We start from the raw sequence: 18,018 nt of genomic DNA on the forward strand, positions 1-18,018 counted from the left end.
TTCTCCACTCCTTTTCACTCGAAAGTTTCTAGACGCCGGCCGGGCGCCGCATCACCGTGGGCTTGACGCCGTAGCGGGGCGCGCCCAGGCCGCCGGATTTCCCGGCGGTGGCCACCGCGGGCGTACCGGCCGGCACGCCGGTCACGGTCGGGCCCTGGGGCGCGGGAGTCGTCCAGCCGGTCAACGTTGGGGCCGGGGGAGGCGCGGCCGGCGCACCGGCCCCCGCCGCCCAGCTGGGGGGCACCGATAGGCGGCCGACCAAGGCCGCCTGCCCGGGACCCGACACCATCGGGACCCCGACGGGTGCCGTCGCGCCCGCCAGTGTTGTCCCGGGCGAGGTGGACGACGCCAAGGCGGTCGCTGCCGACGGGGCCGCCGCGACCGGGGCCGCCCCGTCGGGTCTGACGAGCAGGCCACCACCTGTCATCCCCAGCAGGTCGGAGCTCGCCGAGCCCCAGTTGCCGATCCCGATGTCGCCGATGTTGAGCAGGCCACTGCCGGGCGGCGGGTCGGCCGCGGCCGCCGGGCTTGCCGTACTTCCGATCGCCGGGGCGGCCGCGAACGGCGACGCGGTCGCCGCGGAGTTGGTGGCCTCGGTGGTTCGATACGAGCCGGCGCTGGTGTCCAGGGTTTTGACGAACTGCTGGTGGATGCCTGCGGCTTGATCGCTGACCGACTGGTAGAGGGTGCCGTATGCGTCGAAGATCGCCGCTTGCAGGGCCGATATCTCATCGGCGGCCGCGGGCGCCAGGCCGGTGGTCGGGCCCGCGGCGGCGGCGTTTTCCGCCGCCATCTCGGCGCCGAGCGTTTCCAGCTTGGCGGCCGCGTAGGTCAAGGCGTCCGGATTGGTAATCACAAAGGACATCGGTGTCTCCTCATAATTTGTTGCGGGGATAGTTGAGTGCCCCCACTTTTGGCAGGTAAAAACCTGCGAATTCGACCGAGTCCTACGATTTGTGCTAAAGCGGCGCGAGTCAATCAGGCTCGCCAGAAGGCAGCGAGAAGATGGCTACCAAGATGCGCGTACTGTGGCGAGCGGCCGCGGCCGTCTGCGCTTGGGTGAACTGTTCGATCGCCCCGATCGCCGGCGCGCAATCGGCGTGCGCCGCCCTCGGTGGAACCGTCGACGAAAACCAGGTCTGCCACGGCCACATCGCCACGGCCCACTACACGCTCGACCTGAGCTTCCCGGTCAGCTATCCCGACCAGCAGGCCATGACCGACTACCTCATCCACACCCGAGACACCTGGGCCGACGATGCCCGGACGTACCCCCCGCACGATCGGCCGCCCTACCTGCTGACCATCACCGGAACGGCATATCGGTCGACCACGCCCGGCTCGAATACCCAAAGCGTGGTGCTGGACATGAACCAGGACATGGGTGCCCATCCCGTGACGTTCTTCAAGGCGTTCAACTACGACCTCGGCAAGCGCGCCCCGATCACCTTCGACACGTTGTTCAAGCCGGGCACCAAACCGCTGGACGTCCTGAACCCGATCGTGACGCGCCAATTAGGCTCGCTGCCGTTCGGCGATCCCGGCGTCGACGCGTATCAGAATTTCGCGATCACTAATGACGCCGTCATTTTCTTTTTCGGCCAGGGGCAGGTGCAGCCGGCGGTCGACGGGCCGCAGCAAGTCTCGGTACCCCGTACCGAACTCGCTGCACTGATGACGTAGTCCTACGTCGCCTCGGCCCGGCTGGGGAGCTCCTTGACGACGGCGGGGTCGTTTTCGGTCATCCCGACCTTCGACGCGCCACCGGGCGAGCCGAGCTCGGCGAAGAAGTCGGCGTTGATCTGCGTGTACTGGCTGTATTCAGCCGGCAGATCGTCTTCGTAGTAGATGGACTCGACGGGGCACACCGGCTCGCAGGCGCCGCAGTCGACGCACTCGTCGGGGTGGATGTAGAGCATCCGCGCGCCCTCGTAGATGCAGTCGACGGGGCATTCCTCGATGCACGCCTTGTCCTTGATGTCGACGCAGGGTTCGCCGATTACGTACGCCATGGATGTTGTCCTTCCCTATCAGCTATCGGAGATTAACCGTGCCCGATTCGCAGCAGCTCGGCGAGGCTGGCCACTTTGGCGCGCGGGCGCCCATGCGGCTCGCCGGCCTCACGCTCGAAGCGGTCGATGGCCCGCCACTGGGCCGCGGTGACCAGCTGCGGCTGGCGCGAGGTGAGCCACTCGGCGAGCTCGTCGCCGTAGTCGCCCGGACGGTCCGCCGATCCGGCGGCCAGGTCGCCCAGCACCGTGTCGACGGTGTCCTGTGAGCACTTCTTGTTGGTGCCGATGACGCCGGACGGGCCGCGTTTGATCCAGCCGGCCACGTATTCGTTGCGGCTGCCTTCGATCCTGCCGTCGGTGTGGGGGATCGTCCCGGTCTTCTCGTCGAACGCCACACCCGGTATGGCCACGCCCCGGTACCCGACCGCGCGCACCACCAACTGCGCGGGCAGTTCCTCGCGCTCGCCGGTGTCTTTGGCGACCAGCCGCCCGCTGGCGTCGGTCACCAGCTCGTTGCGCCCGAGGACGATGCTCTCCACCCGCTCGGAGCCTTTGATCTCGATGGGGGAGGTGAAGAACCGCAACACGATTCGGCGGTGCCCGGGCCGGGGCGCGCGGGTGGCGTACTCACGCAGCACCTTGATGTTGTTCTTGGTGACCTTGCCGGCGGCGGCCGCGGCCTCGTCGGTGACACCCTCGAGATCGGCGGGTTCGACCACCACGTCGACACCGTCGAGCTCGCCGAGCTCACGCAATTCCAGCGTGGTGAAGGCGCTTTGCAGTGGACCGCGCCGCCCGAGCAGCACCACTTCCTCAACGCCGCAGGGCCGCAACGACTCCAGCGCGTGGTCGGCGATGTCGGTGAGCGCCAGCACCTCGGGGTCGGTGACCAGCATGCGGGCCACGTCGACGGCCACGTTGCCGTTGCCGACCACGACGGCGCGGGCACCCGACAGGTCGGGCGCCATCTGCTCGAAGTGCGGGTGCGCGTTGTACCAGCCGACGAAGTCGACCGCGGCCACGCTGCCGGGCAGGTCTTCGCCGGGGATGTTGAGGGCGCGGTCGGACTGGGCGCCGACGGCGTAGATCACCGCGTCGTAGCGCTCGGCGAGTTCACCGGCCGACACGTGCTCGCCCACCTTGATGTTGCCGAAGAAGCGGAAGCGGGGGTCTTCGGCGGTCTTCTCGAACTGTTGGCTGACCGACTTGATCTTCGGGTGATCCGGCGCCACGCCCGACCGCACCAGCCCCCAAGGGGTGGGCAGCATTTCGAGCATGTCGACGGCGATGCCGAACTCGGAGGCGTCGGCGGCCTTGAGCAGTGACGCGGCCGCGAAGAACCCCGAAGGGCCGGAACCCACGATCGCGACGTGGTAAGGGGCTGTGCGGGTCATGGTTCCCATGGTGCTCGCCCGGCCGAAGCGCGAGTAGAGGTTCCGGTGTTGTGGAGTCACAAGCTATGGTTGTGTCAAGCCGACAGATTGTGACCGACCCCCATGCCGCTCAGCCCCCGCATGCCCGAACTTGCCTCGTTCGAGGTGTTTTTGGCGATCGCCGAGACGGGCAGCCTCGGGCGCGCCGCCCGCGAGCTCGGAATCACCCAGCAGGCCGTGTCCCGGCGGCTCGCATCGATGGAGGCCCAGGTCGGCGTAACGCTGGCCGTGCGGACAACGCGGGGTTCGGAATTGACGCCCGCGGGGCTGATCGTGGCGGAGTGGGCCGCGCGCTTGCTCGAGGTCGCCAACGAGATCGACGCGGGGTTGGGCGGGCTGCGCAAGGAGGGCCGCGAACGCATCAGGGTGGCTGCCAGCCAGACGATTTCCGAACAGCTGATGCCGCATTGGCTGCTGTCTCTGCAGACCGAGGCGGCCCGGCGGGGGGTGGCAGCGCCGCACGTCATCCTGACCGCCACCAACAGCGAGCAGGCCATCGCCTACGTTCGCGACGGCACCGTCGATCTGGGGTTTGTCGAAAACCCCGGCCAGCCCAAGGGATTGGGCAGCTGCGTGGTGGGGCAGGACGAGTTGGTGATCGTGGTGCCACCGGGGCATAAGTGGGCTCGACGCTCGCGGGTGGTGACCGCCCGCGAACTGGCCGAAACACGCTTGGTGGCGCGTGAACCCCATTCGGGCATCCGCGATTCGCTGACCGTGGCGCTGCGTCAGGTGCTGGGCGAGGACATGCAGCAGGCGCCGCCCGTGATGGAGCTGACGTCGGCGGCGGCGATGCGCGCCGCCGTGCTCGCCGGTGCGGGACCGGCGGCGATGAGCCGGCTGGCGGTCGCCGACGACCTGGCGGTCGGCCGGCTGCAGGCGGTCAGCATCCGGGACTTGGACCTGAGGCGCAAGTTTCATGCCATCTGGGTCGGCGGCCGCACGCCGCCCGCGGGAGCGATCCGGGACATGCTGAGCCACATCAGCAGTCGCGCATCGAAGCCCTAAGCGGCGACGTGGTCGGCCCGCGCCTGGTCGAAGCGGTCCAGCACGGTCTCGGCCACCAGGGGATGCGCGCCCAGCGGCGCCGCCATCGGAATCCCGTTGTCCCGCGCGTAGGTTGACACGCCGTCGGTGATGAGCCCGGGGGCCAGGAACCACGGCGCGATGACCAACCGGCTTGCGCCGCGGCGGCGCAACCGGCGCGCGGCGTCGGCCACCGACGCCTCGGGCCGGGTGGCGAAGGCCATCGCGGTTGCGGCCCAACGGGTCCCGGTGGACAGCCGGGCGGCGACCTTGGCGGTGCGCGCGTTGGCGGCGGTGTTCGATGACCCGATCGCGACCACCATCACCCCGACTTCCTCGTCGTGCGGGGACACCCCGACCTCAGCGAGGCGTTCACGCAGGACCGTCAGGAGCCGATCGTCTTCGCCCAGAACGTCGGCCTGCCGGACGCCGTAGGCGCCGGCCCGCGCGATCTGCTCGGGAAGGTCGCGGCGCGCGTGGTAGGCGCTGGCCAGCAGCAGCGGGGTGACCACGGCGGCACGTTTGTCGGGCAGTCCGGAGAGGACGTCGACGAAGTTCGGTGCGCTGAGCTCCAGGAACGCCAGCCGCACGTCGAGGTCGGGCCGCATGCCGCGCAGCCGCTCGGCCACCGCCCGGGCGTTGGCGCCCGAGCGCGGATCGCGGCTGCCGTGCGCGGTCAGCACGAGTGTGCTCATGAGCTGTGCAACCCGCATTCGGTCTTGTTGCGGCCCGCCCAGCGGCCGCTGCGCGGGTCCTCGCCGGGGGCCGGCTTCCGGGTGCAGGGGGCGCAGCCGATGGACGGATAGCCCTCCTCCACGAGGGGATTGACCAGCACGCCGTTCTGCTGGATGTACTCTTCGACGTCCTCGTCGGTCCAGGCCACGATGGGGTTGACCTTCACCAGCCCGAACGACTCGTCGTAGCCGACCACCGGCGCGTTGGCGCGGGTGGGCGATTCCACCCGGCGCAGCCCGGTGACCCACGCCGCGTAGCCGCTCAGCGCCCGTCGCAGCGGGACGACCTTGCGCAGCCGGCAGCATTCGTTGGGGTCACGGGCGAACAGGTCCTTGCCCATCAGCTCGTCCTGCTCGGCCACGGTGTGGTCCGGGGTGACGTTCAGCAGGTGGATGTCGTAGACCGACTCGACGGCGTCGCGCGTGCCCAGCGTTTCGGCGAAGTGGTAGCCGGTGTCCAGGAAGATGACGGGCACCCCCGGCCGCACATCCGCGGCCAGGGACACCGTCAGCGCTTCCTGCATGTTGCACGCCACGACCCACTTGCAGGTCGCCCAGTCACGCGGGCCGTCGGGGCCGCCGAAGTGCTTGTCGGCCCAGCGCAGGATGTCTTTGGCGTCCGCGCCTTCCAGCTCGGCCGCCCCGCGCTCGGCCAACTCACGCAGCTCTTCCTCGGTGAAGTTGGTCACCACTTCGCTCATCTCGTTCGTCCTCGGTTCGTAACGTCAGCGCTCGGTGTGGCGGTGTTGGTGGGGGCTAGCGCAAGTCGGCCTCGTCGGCGCGCAGCGCCCAGTTGGCGAAACGCTCTCCGCTCTCCCGTTGTTCCAGGAACTTGCGTGTCACCCGGTCGATGTAGTCGCCGAGCTCGGCGCTGGTGACCTTGTGCTGACGCAGCTTTCGTCCAAAGCCGCTCTCCTCGCCGAGGCCGCCGCCGAGGTGGACCTGGAAGCCCTCCACCGACGTGCCGTCGCCGTTGTCGATCCACTGGCCCTTGAACCCGATGTCGGCCACCTGAATTCGGGCGCAGGAGTTCGGGCAGCCGTTGAGGTGCACGCTGATCGGCACGTCGAGCTTGTCGTTGACGTCGGCCAGTCGTTCTTCCAGTTCGGGCACCAAAGTCTGTGCACGGACGCGGGTTTCGGCGAACGACAGCTTGCAGAACTCGATGCCGGTGCAGCCCATCGTGCTCTTGCGCCAATTCGACGGGTTCGACGGCAGGCCCAGCTTGTCCAATTCGGCGACCAGGAAGTCGACCTGGTCGTCGGGCACGTCGAGGATGATCAGCTTCTGGAAGGGGCTGAACCGGGCCCGGTCGGAGCCGACCTTCTCCATCAGGTCGGCCACCGCCTGCAGGGTGGTGCCCGAGACGCGGCCGGCGATCGCGGCGACGCCGACGGCGTTCTTGCCGTTCTTGATCTTCTGCACGCCGACGTGGTCGATCGGGTGCTTGGCCGGGTCGGGGGCCGGGCCGTCGATCATCTTGCGGCCGAGGTACTCGGTCTCCATGACCTCGCGGAACTTCTCCACGCCCCAGTCCTTGACCAGGAACTTGATCCGGGCCTTGGCGCGCAGCCGCCGGTAACCGTAGTCGCGGAACACCTTGGTGACCGCTTCCCACACGTCGGGCACCTCGTCGAGCGGCACCCACACGCCCACCCGCTGGGCCATCATCGGGTTGGTCGACAGGCCGCCACCCACCCACAGGTCCATGCCGGGCCCGTGCTCGGGGTGGTTGACGCCGACGAACGCGACGTCGTGGGTCTCGTGGGAGACGTCCTGCAGGCCCGAGATCGCGGTCTTGTACTTGCGCGGGAGGTTGGCGTAGTCGGGGTTGTTCATGAACCGCCGGATGATCTCGTCGATCGCGGGGGAGGGGTCGAGCACCTCGTCGACCGAGTCGCCGGCCAGCGGGCTTCCGTGGATGCCGCGGGGGCAGTCGCCGCAGGCTTCGATGCTGGTCAGGCCGACGGTGTCCAGCCGGCGCCACACCTCGGGGATGTCCTCGATCTTGAGCCAGTGGAACTGGACGTTCTCCCGGTCGCCGATGTCGGCGGTGTCGCGGGCGAACTCCGAGGAGACCTGGCCCAGGACGCGCATCGTCTGCGCCGACATCGGCTTGCCGTCGGAGCGCACGCGCATCATGAAGTACTTCGCTTCGAGCTTGTCGATGTTCTCGTCGCCGGTCCAGCTGCCGTCGTAGCCCTCCTCGCGCTGGGTGTACAGGCCCATCCACTTGAACCGCATACGCAGATCGGACTTTTCGATGCTCTCGAAGCCTTCTTTGGCGTATTTGTTGATGATTCGGTCGCGCACGTTCAGCGGCCCGTCATCGTGCTTGACCTGCTCGGTGTCGTTGAGCGGTTCGCGATTGCCCAGCGCCCACTGGCCCTCGTTGCGAGTCTTGGCGGGAGGTGCTGTGGTCATGTGATGTTCTCCTTCGCGAACAATGCTGGCCTGCTGTGCCGGCCGGGGCTGTGGCGGCTGAGGCTCGACGTCGGGGGCCGGGCGGTTCCGGGCTGGTTGCCGGGCCCTGGCGTCGACGGTGACGTTTATGGTTCCCGTGGGTACGCCGTCGGACCCACGGGCCACTACTTCATGGTGCATTTCCCCCGGCGACAGTAGTAGAGGTGCAGAGGTTGTGAGCACACAACCTCTGGTTGTGTGCTCCGCTTCACTTTAAATGCCTTACCCGCCATCGTGATTCCCGCTTTTGCAAGATTGGTAATCCTGGGTTGTCTGGCAAACATAGTCCGACTGCGCGGTCTGAACGACAGTGTGCTGCAAGGGATCTCATGGGCCAGCGTCCTAGAATCCATGCGTCATAAGGCCGATCGTGTCGACGGTCACATAAAACGGCCGGCGATCACCAGTAGGGTGGGCCCCTGTCGACACTGGCTGAAAGGTTCCTCATGACTACCTCCGATGTCCGCGACGTCATCGTCATTGGTTCGGGTCCCGCGGGGTACACCGCGGCGTTGTATGCCGCGCGGGCGCAGCTGGCGCCGGTGGTGTTCGAGGGGACGTCCTTTGGTGGAGCGTTGATGACCACGACCGAGGTGGAGAACTTCCCCGGTTTCCGCGAGGGCATCACGGGCCCGGAGTTGATGGATCAGATGCGCGAGCAGGCGCTGCGGTTCGGGGCCGACCTGCGGATGGAAGACGTCGAGTCGGTGTCGCTGGACGGGCCGGTGAAGTCGGTGACGACGGCCGAGGGCGAGACGGTGCGCGGCCGGTCGGTGATCTTGGCCATGGGCGCAGCGGCCCGCTACCTGGGGGTGCCGGGTGAGCAGGAGCTGCTGGGCCGCGGGGTCAGCTCGTGTGCGACCTGTGACGGGTTCTTCTTCCGGGACCAGGACATCGCGGTCATCGGCGGTGGGGATTCGGCGATGGAGGAAGCCACCTTCCTGACCCGGTTCGCCCGCAGCGTCACCCTGGTGCACCGCCGCGACGAATTCCGCGCCTCGCGGATCATGCTCGAACGGGCGCGGGCCGACGAGAAGATCACGATCCTGACGAACACGGCCGTGGTGGCCGTGGAGGGTGCCGACACCGTCACCGGGTTGCGGGTGCGCGACACGGTCACCGGGGAGGAATCCACGCTGCCGGTCACGGGGGTGTTCGTGGCGATCGGGCACGACCCGCGCTCGGAGTTGGTGCGCGGTGTCGTGGACACCGACCCCGACGGCTACGTCCTGGTGCAGGGCCGCACCACGGCCACCTCGCTCGAGGGCGTGTTCGCCGCGGGCGATCTGGTGGACCGCACCTACCGCCAGGCCATCACGGCCGCGGGCAGCGGGTGCTCGGCGGCCATCGACGCCGAACGCTGGCTGGCCGAACACGAAGCCTCCAGCGCCGCCGCACAAGGCGACGCCACCGAGATTCCCGGAAGCGATACCGATTCCGCCGCTTAGGCTTTGGGCTTACCCTTGAGCGATGTCCCGCGGGGTGCTGGACACCCGGGAGCGCCTTGGCTTGTGCTCCCTGTTCGACGAGCTGGGGCCCGCCGCGCCCACCCTGCTCGGTGACTGGACGGCGCATGATCTTGCTGCCCATCTCGTGCTGCGCGAACACGATCTCGTGGCCGGCCCGTGCCTGGTGCTGCCGGGCCGCTTTCAGCGGTTCGCCGAGCGGCGCCGGGCCGCGCTGGCGGAGCGCACGGACTTCGCGTCGCTCGTCACGACGATCCGCTCCGGCCCGCCCGTCGGGTTGTTCCGCATCGGCTGGGTGCGCGCGCTGGCGAACCTCAACGAGTTCTTCGTTCATCACGAGGACCTGCGCCGGGCGAATGGGCTGGGTCCACGCGCTCTGACGCCCGAGCTGGACGCCGCGTTGTGGCGCAACGTGCGGCGCGGCGGTCGCTACCTGAGTCGGCGGCTCAGGGGTTGCGGTCTCGCGGTCGAGTGGGCCGACGCCGGCGAGTGCGCGCCGGTGCGGCCGGGTTCGCCGGTGGCGGTGCTCAGCGGGCCACCGGGTGAGCTGCTGCTGTACCTGTTCGGCCGCGTCGGCGTCGCGGACGTCGCCGTGAGCGGACCGCCCGACGCCGTCGCGGCGGTGCGTCGCGCACACTTCGGGATGTGAGTCCGCCGGCCTCTTGGGTCACAGGCGGGCACATCGGCTAATCCTTCCAAATCGCCGGGAGAAACCCGGGCGGCGAAACTGTGTTCGCTCCACAGCGGCGGGCGTAGCATCAGCTCACGCTCAACGGTGAGCGAGGACGACATGACCCACACCCACACCAACTCGACCGACGTCGACAGATGGGACCGCGGTCTGACCGAGCACGTCATCGCGCTGAGCCGCCCGGTCGTCAAGCACTATTTCCGCTCCGAGGTGCGGGGCCTGGACAACATCCCGGACGGGCCGTCGCTGGTGGTGGGGAACCATTCCGGCGGCCTGATGACGTTCGATCTCTCGGTGTTCGCCGTCGGCTACTACGACAGGTTCGGCTACGACCGCCCGCTCTACGCGCTGGGGTTCGACACCATCTTCGCCGGGCCCGCCGGTGACTTCTTCCGGCGCACCGGCGTGATCCGGGCGACGCGCGAGAACGCCGCCAAGGCGCTGGCCGCCGGGGCCGTCGTGCTGGTCTTTCCGGGCGGCGATTTCGACGTCTACCGCTCAACCCTGCAGGAGAACACCATCGACTTCGACGGCCGAACCGGTTACATCACCACGGCCCTGGAGGCGAATGTGCCGATCGTTCCCGCGGTCTCCGTGGGCGGGCAGGAAAGCCAGTTCTTCTTGACGCGCGGCCGGTGGCTGTCGCGGATGCTTCGGCTCGACAAGCTGGAGCGCAAGCTACTGCGAACGGACCTGGTGCCGATGACGTTCGGGTTTCCCTTCGGGTTCAGTATCCTCGCCCCCGTGAACGTGCCGCTGCCCACCAAGATCGTCACCGAGGTGTTGCCGCCGATCAATCTCGCCGAATTCGGCGAAAGTCCTGATATCAAAAGGCTTGACGCGCATGTGCGCTTGAAGATGCAGAAGGCACTGAAAGCTCTTGCCGCCCAACGCCGTTACCCGATTATCGGTTAAGTCGCCGCGAAGACCACGTCGGGATTGAGGATGCCCGCCGGGTCGAAACTCTGCTTGATGCGGCGCATGAGGTCAACCTTGACCGGGTCTTCCAGCTCGAGAAAGTACGGGGTCTTCGCGCGGCCCAGCCCGTGCTCGCCGGAGATTGCGCCGCCCAATTCCATTGCCAGCGCGAAGATGTCGGTCATCAGCTGCTTGCGGATGTCGGGGTCCTTGCAGAAGATGGCCAGGTGCACGTTGCCGTCGCCGGCGTGCCCGCAGCCCGCCGAGGCGCCACCGGCGGCCGCGGCCAGACCGCGCGCGGCGGACAGGAACTTCGGCATCGCGGAGCGGGGCACCACGGTGTCGATGATGTCGTCGGCGCCGATCGCCTTCGCCGTCCAGAACGCCTTCTCGCGCGCCTCGATCAGCTTGCGCGCCGAACCCCCTTCCAGCACATAGGCGTCCACGGCGCCCAGCTCGGCCAGCAGTTCGCCGGCCTTCTCGACGTCCTCGTCCAGCCGGTCTGCGGTCCGGTTTTCCAGCGCCACAACCAGATAGGCGTCGCAGCTGTCGCGGACGCTGTCCGGAATGCCCAACTCCAGGTTCTGGGTGTGGACCAGCGCGGCCATCGTCACGTTGTCGATGTACTCCAGGATGTAGGGCGCCAGGCCGCTGCCCACGACCTTGGGCACCGCGGCCATGACCTGGTCGAAGTCGGCGAACGGGGCGAGCACCGAGGCGGTGTGGTCCAGCCGCGGGTGCAGCTTGACGATCACCTCGGTGGCCAGGGCCAGGGTGCCCTCGGAGCCGACGATCAGCTGGGTCAGGTCGTAGCCGGTGGAGATCTTGGCGATCTTGCCGCCGGTGCGGATGAGTTCGCCGGTCGGCAGCGCCGCCTGCAGCCCGAGCACGTTCTGGCGGGCGATGCCGTATTTGACCGCGTTCATGCCGCCGGCGTTGGTGCCGACGTTGCCGCCGACGCTGGAGGACAGCTCGCCCGGGTGGACCATGTAGCGCAGGCCGGTGTCGGCGGTGGCGGCGTCCAGCTCGGTGAGCGTCACCCCGGGCTGCACGACGGCGACCTGGTTGGTGGTGTCGACCTCCAGGACGGCGTTCATGCGCTCGAAGGTGATCAGCAGCCCGTCGGCCCGGGGGATCGCCGCGCCGGACAGGCCGGTTCCCGATCCGCGGGCCGTCACCGGGATCTTGTTGTCCGAGGCGGCTTTCAGCAACTGCGAAACCGCCTCCGCGGTGTCCGGTTTGGCGACGTAGGCCGGCCGTTGCGGCGGCTTGGTCAACACCTCGTCGTGCCAGTAGTCCTCGGGGATGGCGTCGCCGGTCAGCAGATTGTGCTGGCCGACGATCTCGGCGAACCGCGCTTTCATCTCGCTCACAGTGATTCACTGTATGCCGACGCGGCACCACACGAACATGACAGTGGCCCGACGCACGGTGTTCGTGTCGATGTAACGGGTCGTCACTCCTTGGTGCCGAATGCTGGTGGTGTACCGATAGGAAGGACTGCCATGAGTGTCGCGATGGTCGCCCCCGGTGCCATCACCCAGCAGCGCGAGGGCGCAACGATCCACATAGCGTTTTCAGGGCGATTCGGGTTTGGAATCGACCAGTGGGCGTACCTGCCATTCGAGGTGCCGGCGGGAGTGCACCGAATCCGTGTCAACACCGCGCATGACGGCTTCGCGGTGGGCGGGCCGATCCGAAACGTGTTGGATCTTGGGGTCTTTGGACCAGCCGGCCACGACGTGGGCAATGCGGCCGGGTTCCGGGGGTGGTCAGGGGGAGCCCGCGACGGCTTCGTGATCTCCGGCACGCACGCGACGCCGGGCTATCTTGCCGGCCCGATCGAGCCGGGTCGATGGGCGGTGGCGCTCGGGCCGGTGGTCCTGAGCCCGTGGGGGATGGCATGGGACGCGCGCGTCATCCTCGAGCGTGGGCGGCCCGCCCCGGCAGGTGACACCGTCCTTGCCGGTCCGGCGCCGTCGGCCCGCGGTGCCGGGTGGTACCGGGGGGATCTGCATCTGCACACCGTTCACTCCGACGGCCAGCGCCATCCCGGTGAGCTGGTCGAGGCCGCGCACTCGGGCGGGCTGGACTTCATCGTGTCCACCGACCACAACACGAACTCCGCGAACCGGGTGTGGCCCGCATGCCGCACCGGTGGTCTGTTGGTGATTCCCGGCGAGGAGGTCACCACCAGGCATGGGCACTGGCTCGCGGTCGGCCTGCCGCCGCACGCCTGGGTCGACTGGCGATACGCGCCGCGTGACCGGGTGTTCGGGCGTTTCGCCGCCGACGTGCGCGACGCCGGCGGCCTGGTGGTCGCCGCCCATCCAGCCGCGCCGGTGCCCGGGTCGTTGTGGGAGTTCGGTTTTGGCGAGGTGGACGCACTCGAGGTATGGAACGGCCGGTGGAACCTCGACGATGAAGCTTCGCTTCGCATTTGGCAGCGGCTGCTGTCCGCGGGCCGGCGCGTCGCGGCGGTCGCCGGCAGTGACTCCCACACCCACGAGCAGCCGGTGGGTTCACCGCAGACCGTCGTGCATGCGCGTGAGTTGTCGGTGCCCGCGATCATCGAGGGGCTGCGCCGCGGCCGCTCGTACATCGCCCGATCACGCGCCGTCACTGTGGAGTTCACCGCGTCCAGCCCGGACGCCGCCGACGTCGCCGGTCCCGGCCAGACACTGGAGGTTTCGCGCGAGACCCCGGTCACCGTCACGGCAATGGTCACGGGAGCCGCCGGCGCAACTGCCACCCTGATCACCGCGGCCGGTTGTGTGGGGCGCGCGAGGGTCGGCGGTCCGGCTCGGACCATGCTGCGGTGGGAACTCGACGCCGAGTCCGCGCGCTTCGCGCGGCTGGAGCTGCGCGACGCACAACGGCGTCCGCTCGGCGCGATGGTCGCGTTCACCAACCCGATCTGGCTGGCATGAGCCGCGCGTGGCCGCGCTGCTGACCGGCCGGCATCTGCGTCCTCTGGTGCCGGTGCCCGCGCACGCGTGAGCCGGCCCACGTTAGGCCGGCGGCGGATTGGGGAACCCCGCGGGCTGGACTTGTTCGACGCATCGAAAGGACTGCCCGTTGACCTCGCGGCTTGGCACCCGGTTCGGGCCCTACGAGCTGCGATCGCTGATCGGGACGGACGCGACGGGGGAGGTCTACCGGGCGTACGACACCGCTAAGGACCGCACGGTCGCCCTGAAGCTGCTGCCTGCCTCGATGTCCGCGGAAACCGGCTTCCAGCAACGCTTTCGGCGCGAGTTGGCGATCGCGTCGCGGCTGCGGGAGCCCCACGTCATCCCGGTGCACGACCATGGCGAGATCGACGGGGTTTTCTTCGTCGACATGCACCCGGTCGAGGGTGGCAGCCTCAGGGACCTGCTGCGCGAGCGGGGGCCGCTGGAGCCGCCGCGGGCGGCGTCGATCGTCGGGCAGGTGGCGCGGGCGCTGGATGCCGCGCACGCCGCCGGGCTGGTGCACCTGGGTGTGCGGCCGGAGCACGTGCTGCTCACCCCGGATCACTTCGCGTACCTCGTCGACTTCGGGGTCGGCCACGCCGACGCCTCGCGCGTGTATATGGCGCCCGAGCGGTTCACCACCGGCCGGGTGGGACCGCAGACCGACGTGTACTCGCTGGCCTGCCTGCTCTACGAATGCCTCACCGGCCAGCCGCCGTTCGAGGGCGCGGGCCCGGCCGAGCTGAAGAGCGCGCACCTGTTGTCGCCGGCGCCGCGGCCCAGCATCATGCGCCGCGGTATCGGCCGGGCCTTCGATGACGTGATCGCCCGCGGTATGGCCAAACAGCGGACGGCGCGGTTCGGATCCGCGGGCGAACTGGCCCGGGCGGCCGGCGAGGCTGTGTCCGAGGTGTACCAGCCGGCGGCGGTCGGCGCCGCTGGTGGGCCCCTGGGGACCCGGCCCTTCGCGACGGTCTATCCGAATCCCGACGACACCGGCTCCAGCCCGTATCCACCCGCGGAAGCGCCTCCGCCGACGGCGCATCGGCCTCTTGGCGGGCGGTTGCCGCTGGTGGTGGCCGGGGCCGCGGTGCTGCTGGTGATCGCGGGCCTGATCGTGGCGCTGGTGTCGGCGTTTGTCGACCACGGCGCGCCGCCGCCGCAGGCTTCGAACGTCTCGCCCGCTCCGTCGAGTTCGCCGCCGCCGAAGACACCGACGCTGTCGGCCCCGGTGCGGGGCGCCGACGGGCTGGGGTTCGTCGGCGAGCCGGCCCGCTGCGACCCGGGCAATCCGCCGGCGGCCGTGGTGCGGACCGCCCAGTCGCTGGCCGTGGTGTGCGAAAACCTCAGCGGCAGTTACTACTATCGCGGCGAACGGATCCGCGACGGGGCGCACATCGAGCTGTCCAACGCCGAGCGCGCCGGGGACGGGTTCGACGTCACCAACCCGGTGAACGGCGTGCGCTATGAGGTGCGCCCGAACCGGCTGCGGATCATCAGCTTCGGCCACGTCGATTCGTCGGAACCGGTGTTGCAGTACGCGACGGCGTCGTAAACACCAGGGACGACTCGCGATTGCACAGTCCTCCCGAGAAGGGGACCTTGTCCTCTGGCCGTATCCCGGCCGTGGATGGAGACTCGGGTACCTGCAGGTCGTGGAGGTGCAAGGTGGCAGAGCGACGCCGGCTCGGCATCCAGGACGCCCTGTGGCTGGAGATGGACCGCCCCATCAACCTCATGGTCGTCGACACGGTGGTCTGGACGGCCGATCCGCTCGACTGGAACCGGGTGCGCCGGGTCATCGAGGAGCGCCTCACCAACCGCTACCCCGTGTTCCGCAGCCTGGCGGTCAAGGACTCCGACGGCTCGTGGTGGTGGGAAATCGACGACGACTTCGACTTCGGGCAGCACGTCACGGTCGTGGACCTCACCGACCCCGACGACCGCCGCGAGTTGCAGGCACTGGTGGCAAGTCACCACACCGAAATGCTCGACCGCAAAAAGCCGCTCTGGAAAAGCATTTGGGTGAACCGCTACCGGGAGGGTAGCGCCATGATCATGCGGACCCACCACGCCGTCGCCGACGGCATGCGCATGGTCGAGCTGGCGATGAGCCTGTTCGACGCGTCGCCCGAGGGAGGGCCCATCCGTGGTCCCGACGTGGTGCAGCACGCGGTGCGGCCCCACCCGCCGGGGCGGCCGATGAAGGACCGGTTGCGGACCGCGGCGGTGCGGGCGGCGGGCACGGCGCGGCGCGCGAGGTCGATCGTCGATGAGATGCTGGGCGACCCGGTCGGACGGGCGACGGGCATGGCGGCAGGCGCCGTGACGACCGCGGCCGGACTGCCTCGAATGCTCGCTCGTGCCAACGACTTCGGTCGCTTGGCGGCGGAGAACCCGGTGGGCGCCGGCCACACGATCACGATGTCGGCGCGGGCGGCGGTGTCCGACATCGCCGAATCCGTCCGCGCGACCCTGCGGGCGGCGGTGCCCGGCAGCGGCGCGCTGGTCGACGTATTCTCGTCGGCGCCCGGTGACCTGGACACGGTCCGCAAACTGCTGGTCGGCACCCGCAACGACGCGACCCTGTGGACCGGTACCGCGGGCCTCGACAAAGCGGTGGCATGGTCGGAGCCGATCCCGCTGGCCAAGGTGAAGGCCGTCGCCAGGGCGAACCGGTGCACGGTCAACGATGTGCTGGTGACGTGTGTGGCCGGGGCGTTGCACCATTACCTCGAGGCCCAACACGCCCGGTGCTCCGCGGTGACCTTCATGGTCCCGGTCAACCTCAAGCCGGTCGACGTGACGCTGCCCGACAATCTCGGAAACGAGTTCGCCCTCGTGCAACTCGAACTGCCGACCGATCAGCCCGATCCCCTGCGGGTGCTGGCCGTGGCCAAACGGCGGATGAACCGGATCAAGCACGGCCACGAGGCGGCCGTGGCGTTTCGCCTGCAGGAGACCATCGCCGGGTTCAACAGGCAGATCTATGAAGCGTCGGTGGACCTGTTCACCAACCGCACGATCGGCACGCTCACCAATGTGCCCGGCCCGCCGATGCCGGTGTACCTGGCCGGCAGCAAGGTGGAGGGCATCGTCGGGTGGGCACCCGTGTCGGGCAACCAGCCCATGAGCTTCGGCATCTTCACCTACAACGGTGACGTGACCGTGGGCATCGCCTGCGACAAAACCCTTGTGCCCGAACATGAGGCGATCGTCGACGGCTTCGCCGACACGTTCGACCGGTTGCTGGCGGCGACTCCCGGCGTTACGGCCTGAACGAGGCTTCTTCTCCGCTGCGGGGCGCGAACGTCGCGATGATCGCCTCGCGCGGCGAGCGCCAGGTCACCCCGAGTTCGGCCAGGGTGCGGGAGTCGTCGGTCGGTGTCGCCGCGGTGAGCAGTTGTGCCGCTTCGAAACTGAATCCGGCCCCCAGTGGCAGTAGGTCCCCGACGGCGTCGGCGATCCTGCCCAGGGCCCGAAACATTCCGCCGGTCACCGGAATTCGCCTGATGTGACGTCCGGAGCCGGCCTCGAGCGCGCCGATCATCTCGTCGAAGCTCAGCATCACGCCGCCGCACACGTACCGCTTGGGGCCGTGGCCCGGCCGCATCGACGCGACATGCACATCGGCGACGTCACGCACGTCAACCATCATCATTCCGGCGTGCCGCAGTCGCGGCGCCACACCCGCGCGGATGATCGGCGCCCAGCCCTGTTCGGTGATACCGGGGGCTGTCATCAAGGCCGGACCGACCACGCTGGACGGATAGGTGATGACAACGGGCGCCCCCTCGTCTTGCAGCCGCCGGGCCGCGCGATCGGCGTAGCCCTTCGTCTTGGCGTAGGACGACCTGCCCGCCGCGGTGGGAGTGTCGGGCCCGATCACCGGCACCGCCGGCGAGAACAGGGAGCTGTAGCTGTTGATCGTGACGATCGGGTCCAGGCCGCGGTCGTGGGCCTGACGCAGGACCGACTCGGTCGCGAACGCGTTGATCTCCCACATCAGCTTCTCGCGCCGGTTGTCGGTCCCGACCACGCTAGCCGCGTGCAGCACGGCGTCACAGTCCTCCAGGAGCGTGGCCACGGTGTCGGACTCGCGAACATCGGCGGTGAGCACGGTTATCGAGCCGACTTCGGAAAACCTGCGCAGCAGTTCGGGATTGTCCCAGCCGGGTTCGGCCAAGAGCCGCACCTGATGGCCGGCATTCAGTAGGCCACGGACGACGTGCGCACCCAGATATCCGGTGCCACCTGTCACTGCGATCTGCACGAGTTCGTGACTCTACCGGGCGGTGGGAGGCGGTACGGGACCGGGCGG

At 68.8% G+C, this 18,018-nt stretch carries 16 protein-coding genes; 8 read left to right on the top strand and 8 right to left on the bottom strand.

What is annotated here, in order from left to right; genetic code table 11:
* Positions 1 to 28: 28 nt before the first annotated feature.
* Positions 29 to 865 (bottom strand): PPE family protein, SVP subgroup, encoded by an 837-nt coding sequence (locus U8D42_RS06425; protein ID WP_322861231.1) that lies wholly within the window; start codon positions 863 to 865, stop codon positions 29 to 31.
* 152 nt (positions 866 to 1,017) lie between these two features.
* Here U8D42_RS06425 and U8D42_RS06430 point away from each other — a divergent pair, with 152 nt between their 5' ends.
* Positions 1,018 to 1,683: an esterase gene (locus U8D42_RS06430; protein WP_322861246.1), complete on the top strand. Its 666-nt coding sequence runs from the start codon at positions 1,018 to 1,020 to the stop codon at positions 1,681 to 1,683.
* Between the two features lie 2 nt (positions 1,684 to 1,685).
* On the opposite strand, the gene fdxA is transcribed toward U8D42_RS06430, so the two are convergent.
* Positions 1,686 to 2,012, bottom strand: a complete 327-nt coding sequence (gene fdxA, locus U8D42_RS06435) for a ferredoxin (protein WP_322861230.1) — start codon at positions 2,010 to 2,012, stop codon at positions 1,686 to 1,688.
* Positions 2,013 to 2,044: 32 nt separating this feature from the next.
* Complete coding sequence (locus U8D42_RS06440; RefSeq protein WP_322861229.1) at positions 2,045 to 3,406, bottom strand: FAD-dependent oxidoreductase; 1,362 nt, start codon at positions 3,404 to 3,406, stop codon at positions 2,045 to 2,047.
* 102 nt (positions 3,407 to 3,508) lie between these two features.
* Here U8D42_RS06440 and U8D42_RS06445 point away from each other — a divergent pair, with 102 nt between their 5' ends.
* A complete protein-coding gene (locus tag U8D42_RS06445; RefSeq protein ID WP_322861228.1) occupies positions 3,509 to 4,453 on the top strand; it encodes a LysR family transcriptional regulator in 945 nt (314 codons plus the stop codon).
* Here the strand turns inward: U8D42_RS06445 and U8D42_RS06450 are convergent.
* From U8D42_RS06450 to U8D42_RS06460, 3 genes are read right to left on the bottom strand one after another with little or no spacing between them, the layout of a single operon-like run.
* Positions 4,450 to 5,166 carry a sirohydrochlorin chelatase gene (locus U8D42_RS06450; RefSeq protein ID WP_085241849.1) on the bottom strand — a complete coding sequence of 239 codons (717 nt, stop codon included), beginning with the start codon at positions 5,164 to 5,166 and terminating at the stop codon, positions 4,450 to 4,452. The genes U8D42_RS06445 and U8D42_RS06450 overlap by 4 nt on opposite strands.
* A complete protein-coding gene (locus U8D42_RS06455; RefSeq protein WP_085241848.1) occupies positions 5,163 to 5,906 on the bottom strand; it encodes a phosphoadenylyl-sulfate reductase in 744 nt (247 codons plus the stop codon). The genes U8D42_RS06450 and U8D42_RS06455 overlap by 4 nt, the downstream gene beginning before the upstream one ends.
* A 55-nt stretch (positions 5,907 to 5,961) precedes the next feature.
* Positions 5,962 to 7,629, bottom strand: coding sequence for a nitrite/sulfite reductase (locus U8D42_RS06460; RefSeq protein WP_085241847.1), 1,668 nt, complete (start codon positions 7,627 to 7,629; stop codon positions 5,962 to 5,964).
* A 485-nt stretch (positions 7,630 to 8,114) separates the two neighbouring features.
* On the opposite strand from U8D42_RS06460, the gene trxB reads away from it, so the two are divergent.
* From trxB to U8D42_RS06475, 3 genes are all read left to right on the top strand, one after another.
* Positions 8,115 to 9,116 carry a thioredoxin-disulfide reductase gene (gene trxB / locus U8D42_RS06465; protein ID WP_322861227.1) on the top strand — a complete coding sequence of 334 codons (1,002 nt, stop codon included), beginning with the start codon at positions 8,115 to 8,117 and terminating at the stop codon, positions 9,114 to 9,116.
* Between the two features lie 22 nt (positions 9,117 to 9,138).
* Complete coding sequence (locus U8D42_RS06470; RefSeq protein ID WP_322861226.1) at positions 9,139 to 9,783, top strand: TIGR03085 family metal-binding protein; 645 nt, start codon at positions 9,139 to 9,141, stop codon at positions 9,781 to 9,783.
* A gap of 141 nt (positions 9,784 to 9,924) precedes the next feature.
* Positions 9,925 to 10,740 (top strand): 1-acyl-sn-glycerol-3-phosphate acyltransferase, encoded by an 816-nt coding sequence (locus U8D42_RS06475; RefSeq protein ID WP_322861245.1) that lies wholly within the window; start codon positions 9,925 to 9,927, stop codon positions 10,738 to 10,740.
* Here U8D42_RS06475 and U8D42_RS06480 read toward each other — a convergent pair.
* A complete protein-coding gene (locus U8D42_RS06480) occupies positions 10,737 to 12,107 on the bottom strand; it encodes an FAD-binding oxidoreductase (protein ID WP_431523862.1) in 1,371 nt (456 codons plus the stop codon). The two genes, U8D42_RS06475 and U8D42_RS06480, sit on opposite strands and share 4 nt — an antisense overlap.
* Positions 12,108 to 12,248: 141 nt before the next feature.
* Here U8D42_RS06480 and U8D42_RS06485 point away from each other — a divergent pair, with 141 nt between their 5' ends.
* The 3 genes from U8D42_RS06485 to U8D42_RS06495 all read left to right on the top strand — a co-directional run bounded on the left by U8D42_RS06485 (position 12,249) and on the right by U8D42_RS06495 (position 16,976).
* On the top strand, positions 12,249 to 13,673 hold the full coding sequence (locus tag U8D42_RS06485; protein ID WP_322861224.1) for a CehA/McbA family metallohydrolase: 1,425 nt from the start codon (positions 12,249 to 12,251) through the stop codon (positions 13,671 to 13,673).
* A 148-nt stretch (positions 13,674 to 13,821) separates the two neighbouring features.
* Complete coding sequence (locus tag U8D42_RS06490) at positions 13,822 to 15,252, top strand: serine/threonine-protein kinase (protein WP_322861223.1); 1,431 nt, start codon at positions 13,822 to 13,824, stop codon at positions 15,250 to 15,252.
* Positions 15,253 to 15,365: 113 nt separating this feature from the next.
* Complete coding sequence (locus U8D42_RS06495) at positions 15,366 to 16,976, top strand: WS/DGAT domain-containing protein (RefSeq protein WP_322861222.1); 1,611 nt, start codon at positions 15,366 to 15,368, stop codon at positions 16,974 to 16,976.
* Here the strand turns inward: U8D42_RS06495 and U8D42_RS06500 are convergent.
* Positions 16,966 to 17,970: an NAD-dependent epimerase/dehydratase family protein gene (locus U8D42_RS06500; RefSeq protein WP_322861221.1), complete on the bottom strand. Its 1,005-nt coding sequence runs from the start codon at positions 17,968 to 17,970 to the stop codon at positions 16,966 to 16,968. The genes U8D42_RS06495 and U8D42_RS06500 overlap by 11 nt on opposite strands.
* Positions 17,971 to 18,018: the final 48 nt, after the last annotated feature.

The sequence above is a fragment of the Mycobacterium europaeum genome (assembly GCF_034555895.2).
Lineage (GTDB): Bacteria > Actinomycetota > Actinomycetes > Mycobacteriales > Mycobacteriaceae > Mycobacterium > Mycobacterium europaeum.